Annotated in this window: 6 protein-coding genes; 1 reads left to right on the top strand and 5 read right to left on the bottom strand. The window is 71.7% G+C overall.

The window, feature by feature from the left end; genetic code table 11:
• Positions 1-102: 102 nt before the first annotated feature.
• From HIR71_RS09705 to aceA, 5 genes are all read right to left on the bottom strand, one after another.
• Positions 103-270 carry a hypothetical protein gene (locus HIR71_RS09705; RefSeq protein ID WP_169324852.1) on the bottom strand — a complete coding sequence of 56 codons (168 nt, stop codon included), beginning with the start codon at positions 268-270 and terminating at the stop codon, positions 103-105.
• A gap of 64 nt (positions 271-334) precedes the next feature.
• Entirely contained in the window at positions 335-865 is a 531-nt protein-coding gene (locus HIR71_RS09700; protein ID WP_169324851.1) for a hypothetical protein, read from the bottom strand.
• A gap of 45 nt (positions 866-910) precedes the next feature.
• Entirely contained in the window at positions 911-1,678 is a 768-nt protein-coding gene (gene map, locus HIR71_RS09695) for a type I methionyl aminopeptidase (RefSeq protein ID WP_169324850.1), read from the bottom strand.
• Positions 1,679-2,289: 611 nt separating this feature from the next.
• Complete coding sequence (gene aceB / locus HIR71_RS09690; protein ID WP_169324849.1) at positions 2,290-3,963, bottom strand: malate synthase A; 1,674 nt, start codon at positions 3,961-3,963, stop codon at positions 2,290-2,292.
• Positions 3,964-4,018: 55 nt separating this feature from the next.
• Complete coding sequence (gene aceA, locus HIR71_RS09685; RefSeq protein ID WP_311836202.1) at positions 4,019-5,326, bottom strand: isocitrate lyase; 1,308 nt, start codon at positions 5,324-5,326, stop codon at positions 4,019-4,021.
• Positions 5,327-5,484: 158 nt separating this feature from the next.
• On the opposite strand from aceA, the gene HIR71_RS09680 reads away from it, so the two are divergent.
• Positions 5,485-6,972 carry a helix-turn-helix domain-containing protein gene (locus HIR71_RS09680; protein ID WP_249051738.1) on the top strand — a complete coding sequence of 496 codons (1,488 nt, stop codon included), beginning with the start codon at positions 5,485-5,487 and terminating at the stop codon, positions 6,970-6,972.
• Positions 6,973-7,055 lie beyond the last annotated feature (83 nt).

Below are 7,055 nucleotides of genomic sequence, written 5' to 3'. Positions count from 1 at the left end.
CTGGCCAAGGCCCACCTCAACCTCGTCCCCGGCGACCAGGAGGTGACCGACCCAACCCTGGCCCTCACGGCCTGAAAACACCCCAGGGGTCACACCGCACCGCTACACCACTCCCCAGGACTTGACCCGTGCGTCCCACTCGGCCGGGGACAGTGAGCCCTCACGCACACGTTCGCGGAACTGCTCCCGCGTCATGCCGAGGGACTCCAGCACCCCCGCACGGCGCGTCGCCAGTTCGGTCGGAGTGACCTCAATCGTTCTCGGTCCCATGACGAACTCCTCTCGTGACTCCATGATGCTGCCACCCACCGCTGACATCGAGTCCGAGACGCGGTCATGCGGCCATCGTCGCCGGGGTCGCCGCGAGGCGCCGACGGACCAGCGGGATCACGGCCGCCCGCCCGACGGCGGCGCCGACGCCCCAGGGCGCGCCGAGCAGAAGCGAGATTCGGAGCAGGTCGGCCGCGTCGGACGATGTGAGGGTCCCGCCCGGGGCGTCGAGCAGACCGCCGGTGATCACCTGTCCGAAGAGGGCCGCGCTGATCGCGCTGGCCAGGACCAGGCCGACGAGCGCGAACCAGAGGACGTGCGCCCACTGCCGACGCTCGGCGCGGAGCAGTCGCGAGAGCCCGAACCATGCGGGCAGCCCGATCACGAGCGCGGGGACGATCCCCAGGACGGCGGCGGCTGTCCCCGCCGAGCCCGCAGTCCCGGCCTCGGGTCCGAGGGTCTGCCCGCTGCCCACGAGGGCGAGCGCGATCGTCGCCACGACCGCCCAGACGAAGCCCGTCACCCAGGCGAGCACGACCTCCCGCGGCCGGAGCTGCCACGAACCGGTGCTGGTAGGTGCGTCGGTGCCGGTCACCGCGAGATCGTCCCACGCGAGGTGACCGCGGCGTGGTGACCGCAGTCAGTCGCGGGCCGTGAGGACGACCGGTCCGTTGCCCGTGATCGCGATCGTGTGCTCGGCGTGCGCGGCGCGCGAGCCGTCGGCCGAGCGGATGGTCCAGCCGTCGGCGTCGATCCGGTACCCGTCGCCGCCCGCCATGAACCACGGCTCGATCGCGATGACGAGTCCCGGCCGCAGGATCATGCCGCGACCGGCGCGGCCCAGGTTGGGGACGTGCGGCTCCTCGTGCATCGTGCGCCCGACGCCGTGGCCGCCGAAGTCCGCGTTCACCCCGAGGCCGGCGCCCAACCCGACCGCGCCGATCGCGGCCGAGATGTCGCCCATCCGGCCGCCGGGCTGCGCGGCCGCGATGCCCGCCGCGAGCGCCCGCTCGGTGACGTCGATCAGGCGCCGGCTCTCGGCATCGGGCGTGCCGACCTGGAACGAGATCGCCGAGTCCGCCACCCAGCCCTCGACGGCGGCGGCGAAGTCGATGCTGAGGAGGTCGCCGTCGACGAGGACGTGGTCCGACGGCAGGCCGTGCAGCGCCGCGTCGTTGACCGACGTGCACAGCACGCCCGGGTACGGCATGGCGCCGAATGAGGGGTGGTAGCCGAGGTAGACGGAGCGGGCGCCGGCGTCGTCGATCATCGCGTGCGCGTGGGCGTCGAGCTCCCGCAGGCTGACGCCGACCTTGGCCTGCTCGCGCACCGACACGAGGACCGCGGCGACGAACCGACCGGCCGCGTGGATCCGATCGATCTGCCCGCGGCTCTTGAGCTCCACCATCGGGCCAGCCTCTCACTCGCGAGGGAAGGAGTGAGGGGTGGCGGAGCAGGGAACAGCCCGTGGGCCGGGCTCCTGGTGGAGCCGTGCCGCGATGGACGAGATCGCGGCGCCCACGGGCTGCGGTGACTGCCTGGGACTCGCTGGCCGCCGCGCGGCCTCGAGAACGAACAGCAGTCCGTCCGGGTGCACCTGGAACAGGTGCGGCGACTAGCGGACAGTCACCTCTCGCGTCCGAGGATCATGCACTCCTGGACCACCTCCTTTCCCGATCGCACGACCGTACGTGCCGAGGCGGCGCCAGCCAAGACTTTTCCGCGACGGCATTGTTCGCCCGCGGCGATCACGGCAGGCGTCCGCACGCACGTGTCAGGCCGCACGCGGTCCCGGGCGCGCGCTACGTCTGACACATCGCCGCGATCCCCTGCACTCGGTCGACGAGTCAGGCCAGGCGCGGTCCCGGGCGCGCGCTACGTCTGACACATCGCCGCGATCCCCTGCACCGGGCCGGCCGGGCCGCGCACGACGACGGCGCCGCGCCCCGGGTGGGGTGCGGCGCCGTCGTCGGTGGTGCGAGCAGCGGTCGTCCGGGCAGTGGTGCGGTGCGCGAGACCTCAGGCGGCCTGCTCGGCGTCCGGCTGGGGACGACGCCGCTCGGCCTGCACGAGGTACCGCGTGTACGCCGTGATCGTGAGGAAGGTCGGGAAGTCCTCGGCGAGCGCGACGGCACGGAACACGTGCACCGCGTCGTCGACGCGGTCGCCCTCGGTGCGCGGCAGCTCCGCGACCACCTCGGCGAGGATCTCCTCGACCCAGGCGTGCGTGACGCGGTGGCCCTCGGACGTCACGACGTCCTGGTGGATCCACTGCCAGATCTGCGAGCGCGAGATCTCGGCCGTCGCGGCGTCCTCCATGAGGTTGTCGATCGCCGCGGCGCCGACCCCCCGCAGCCAGGACTCGATGTACCGGACGCCGATCGACACGTTGTGCCGGACGCCCGCGTCGGTGACCTGGTCCTGACCGCCGGCGGAGCCGATGTCGAGCAACTGCCACGCCTCGACGTGCACGTCGTCGCGCAGCCGGTCGACCTGGTTCGGCTTGTCGCAGAGCACGCGGTCGAACACCTCCTGCGCCACCGGGATGAGGTCCGGGTGCGCGACCCACGAGCCGTCGTAGCCGGCGGTGGCCTCGCGCTCCTTGTCGGCGCGCACCTGGTCGAGCGCCTTGGCGGTCACCTCGGGGTCGCGCCGGTTCGGGATGAACGCCGACATGCCGCCGATGGCGTGCGCGCCGCGCTTGTGGCACGTCGCCACGAGCAGCTCGGTGTACGCCCGCATGAAGGGCACCGTCATCTTCACCTCGGAGCGGTCCGGGAGCACGAAGCGCGGCCCGCGGTTCCGGAAGTTCTTGATGATGCTGAAGATGTAGTCCCAGCGGCCGGCGTTGAGCCCCGCGCAGTGCTCGCGCAGCTCGTAGAGGATCTCCTCCATGTCGAACGCGGCCGTGATCGTCTCGATCAGGACGGTCGCCCGGATCGTGCCGCGCGGGATGCCGACGTACTCCTGCGCGAACACGAAGATGTCGTTCCACAGCCGCGCCTCGTGGTAGCTCTCGAGCTTCGGCAGGTAGAGGTACGGCCCCTTGCCCCGCGCGATCAGCTCCGCCGCGTTGTGGAAGAAGTACAGCCCGAAGTCGACCAGGCTGGCCGACGCCGCCGACCGCTGCCCCGCCCGGTCCGTGAAGCGCAGGTGCTTCTCGGCCAGGTGCCAGCCGCGGGGCCGCATGACGATCGTCGGGTTCTCCTCGGCGAGGCGGTACTCCTTGCCCTCGTCCGAGGTGAAGTCGATCTGCCGGCGGATCGCGTGCACCAGGTTGAGCTGGCCGCCGACGATGTTCTCCCAGGTCGGGGATGTGGCGTCCTCGAGGTCGGCGAGCCACACCTTGGCGCCCGAGTTCATCGCGTTGACGGTCATCTTGCGGTCCGTCGGGCCCGTGATCTCCACCCGACGGTCCTCGAGGCCCGGGCCGGCGCCGGCCACGCGCCAGCTCGGGTCCTCGCGGATGTACTGCGTCTCGGGGCGGAAGCGCGGGTCGCGCCCGTCGGCGAAACGGGCGCGACGCCGCTGCCGCGCGAGGAGCAGGTCGTGCCGACGTCCGACGAACCGCGTGTGGAGCTCCGCGAGGAAGGCCAGCGCCTCGGGAGTGAGGATCTCGGTGACCCCGGCGACGACCGGACCGGTGATCTCGAGGTGCGGTGTCGTGCCGGTGGTGGTCGTGCTGGGGGACATGGCGAACTCCTCTCGGGAAACTGCGGGATGCTGCGGGTGAGTCGGACGGGATCGATCAGTGCTGGAACTGCTCGGTCTCGGTCGAGCCCTCGAGCGCCAGCGTGGTGCTCTCGGGGTTGAGAGCCGTCGCGACCTTGTCGAAGTAGCCGGTGCCGACCTCGCGCTGGTGACGCGTCGCGGTGTAGCCGTCGGCCTCGGCCGCGAACTCGGCCTCCTGCAGCTCGACGTAGGCGGTCATCGCGTTCTCCGCGTAGCCCTTGGCCAGCGAGAACATCGAGTAGTTGAGCGCGTGGAAGCCGGCCAGCGTGATGAACTGGAAGGCGTACCCGAGCGCCGCGAGCTCCTTCTGGAAGCCGGCGATCTGGTCGTCGTCCAGCTTGGCCTTCCAGTTGAACGACGGCGAGCAGTTGTACGCGAGCAGCTTGCCCGGGAACTTGGCGTGGATCCGCTCGGCGAACTCGCGGGCCAGCTCGATGTCGGGCTCACCGGTCTCGACCCAGATCAGGTCGGCGTACTCGGCGTAGGCCTCGGCGCGGGCGACGACGGCGTCGAGGCCCGGCTTGACCCGGTAGTAGCCCTCCGACGTCCGCTCGCCCGTGAGGAACGGCTGGTCGCGCGGGTCGATGTCGGACGTCAGCAGGTCGGCGGCGAGCGCGTCGGTGCGGGCGATGACGATGGTGGGGACGCCCGCGACGTCGGCGGCGAGGCGGGCCGCGTTCAGCGTGCGCACGTGCTGCGAGGTCGGGATGAGCACCTTGCCGCCGAGGTGGCCGCACTTCTTCTCGGCCGCCAGCTGGTCCTCCCAGTGCACGCCGGCCGCGCCGGACGTGATCATCGACGACATGAGCTCGTAGGCGTTGAGCGGGCCACCGAAGCCGGCCTCGGCGTCGGCCACGATCGGGACGACCCACTCGCGGTCCGGGGCGCCCTTCTCGTTGGTCTCGATCTGGTCGGCGCGCAGCAGCGCGTTGTTGATGCGGCGGACGACGGCGGGCACCGAGTTCGCCGGGTACAGGCTCTGGTCCGGGTACGTCTGGCCCGAGAGGTTGGCGTCGGCGGCGACCTGCCAGCCGGACAGGTAGATCGCCTTGAGGCCCGCGCGGACCTGCTGGACCGCCTGGTTGCCCGTCATCGCGCCGAGGGCCGGCACCCACTCCTCCGAGTGGATCAGGTTCCACAGGTTCTCGGCGCCGCGACGGGCGAGCGTGTGCTCCTCGCGCACCGAGCCGCGCAGGGCGATGACGTCCTCGGCGGTGTAGTTGCGCTTCACCCCGGCCCAGCGCGGGTCGGTGGCCCACTGCTCGGCAAGCTCGGCCGCGGTCTGACGCTGGTCGCCGGGGCGGGTCGGGTTGTCGGTGCTCACGATGTCCTCCGTTGGGTCGTTCACGTGGTGCTCACTGGCTGGTGACGACCACCCTGCCGGAAGGTCAACCCCTTTTCACCAACCGATTGAGCAGAAGAAATCGGGAACTTCTGCTGGACGGAAGCGTGCGGCCCTGTCACCCTGCTTCCATGACCCTGATGGACCAGCGCGCGCCCGCCGCCCCCCTGACCCGACCGGTGCCGACGGACGACGCAGGCATCGACACCCTCGTCGTCGGACGCCGGATCCGGCACCTGCGCACCGCGCAGGGCATGACGCTCGACGAGCTCGGTGCCGCCGTCGGGCGCGCGGCCTCGCAGATCTCGATGCTCGAGAACGGGCACCGCGAGCCGAAGCTCTCGCTCCTCCAGCAGGTCGCCAACGCGCTCGGGGTGCCGCTCGCCGAGCTGCTCGCGAGCGAGGCGCCCAGCAGGCGGGCCGCGCTCGAGATCCAGCTCGAGCGCGCGCAGCGCGGGCCGCTCTTCTCCGCGCTCGAGCTGCCGACGGTCAAGGTCGGCAAGTCCCTGCCGACCGACGCGCTCGAGACCATCGTCGGGCTGCAGGCCGAGATCCAGCGGCTCCTCACGGAGAACGCGGCGACGCCCGAGGAGGCCCGGCGCGCCAACTCCGAGCTGCGCGCGATGATGCGCGCACGCGACAACTACTTCCCCGAGCTCGAGGCGCACGCCCGAGCGCTGCTGACGGCGATCGACCACCCGGGCGGCCCGCTGTCGCAGCGCGCGACGGCCGACCTCGCGGCGCACCTCGGCTTCTCGCTGCACTACGTGCACGACCTGCCGCACTCGACCCGCTCGGTCACCGACCTCGAGAACGGCCGCATCTACCTGCCGCACGCGGTGAACAGCTCGAGCGACCCGCGGTCACCGCTGCTCCAGGCGCTCGCGAGCCACGTGCTGGGCCACACCGAGCCGACCGGGTACGGCGACTTCCTGCACCAGCGCGTCGAGTCCAACTACCTCGCCGCCGCGCTCATGCTCCCCGAGGACGGCGCCGTCGCGCTGCTCAAGGAGGCCAAGGCCGAGCGCCGGCTGTCGGTCGAGGACCTGCGCGACGCATACGCGGTGCCGTACGAGACGGCCGCTCACCGGTTCACCAACCTCGCGACCCGGCACCTCGACATCCCGGTCCACTTCATGAAGGCTCACGAGAGCGGCACGCTGCACAAGGCGTACGAGAACGACGGCGTGCGCTTTCCGAGCGACCCGCTCGGCTCGATCGAGGGCCAGCCGGTCTGCCGGCACTGGACCGCTCGGGTCGTGTTCCAGATCCCGGACCGGTTCAGCCCGTACTACCAGTACACGGACACGTCGTCGGGCACCTACTGGTGCACCTCGCGCGTGCAGGCCTCGCCCGACGGCGAGTTCTCGGTGAGCGTCGGCGTGCCGTTCGCGCACGTGCGCTGGTTCCTCGGCCGCGAGACCACCGAGCGCGCCCAGTCGCGCTGCCCGGACCCGGACTGCTGCCGTCGCGCGCCCGCCGACCTCACCCAGCGGTGGGGCACCAAGTCGTGGCCGAGCGCCCGTCCGCACGCGAGCATGCTCGCCGCGCTGCCGACCGGCGCGTTCCCCGGCGTCGACCAGACCGAGGTCTACACGTTCCTCGAGCGGCACGCTCCGCGCGCCTGAGAAGGCTTCGACGTGTCAGACCTCCCGCGCCCCAGGGCACGCGCCACGCCTGACACGTCGGAGGCCCCACGACGTGTCAGACC

Source organism: Cellulomonas fimi (assembly GCF_012952065.1).
GTDB classification, from domain to species: Bacteria; Actinomycetota; Actinomycetes; order Actinomycetales; family Cellulomonadaceae; genus Pengzhenrongella; species Pengzhenrongella fimi_A.
This window is presented reverse-complemented; position numbering and strand designations above follow the sequence as displayed.

Excerpts from the sequence above, each read along its gene's own strand:
- map (WP_169324850.1), bottom strand. The coding sequence starts at position 1,678 with ATGGTGGAGCTCAAGAGCCGCGGGCAGATCGATCGGATCCACGCGGCC.
- HIR71_RS09705 (WP_169324852.1), bottom strand. The coding sequence starts at position 270 with ATGGGACCGAGAACGATTGAGGTCACTCCGACCGAACTGGCGACGCGC.
- aceB (WP_169324849.1), bottom strand. The coding sequence starts at position 3,963 with ATGTCCCCCAGCACGACCACCACCGGCACGACACCGCACCTCGAGATC.
- HIR71_RS09680 (WP_249051738.1), top strand. The coding sequence starts at position 5,485 with ATGGACCAGCGCGCGCCCGCCGCCCCCCTGACCCGACCGGTGCCGACG.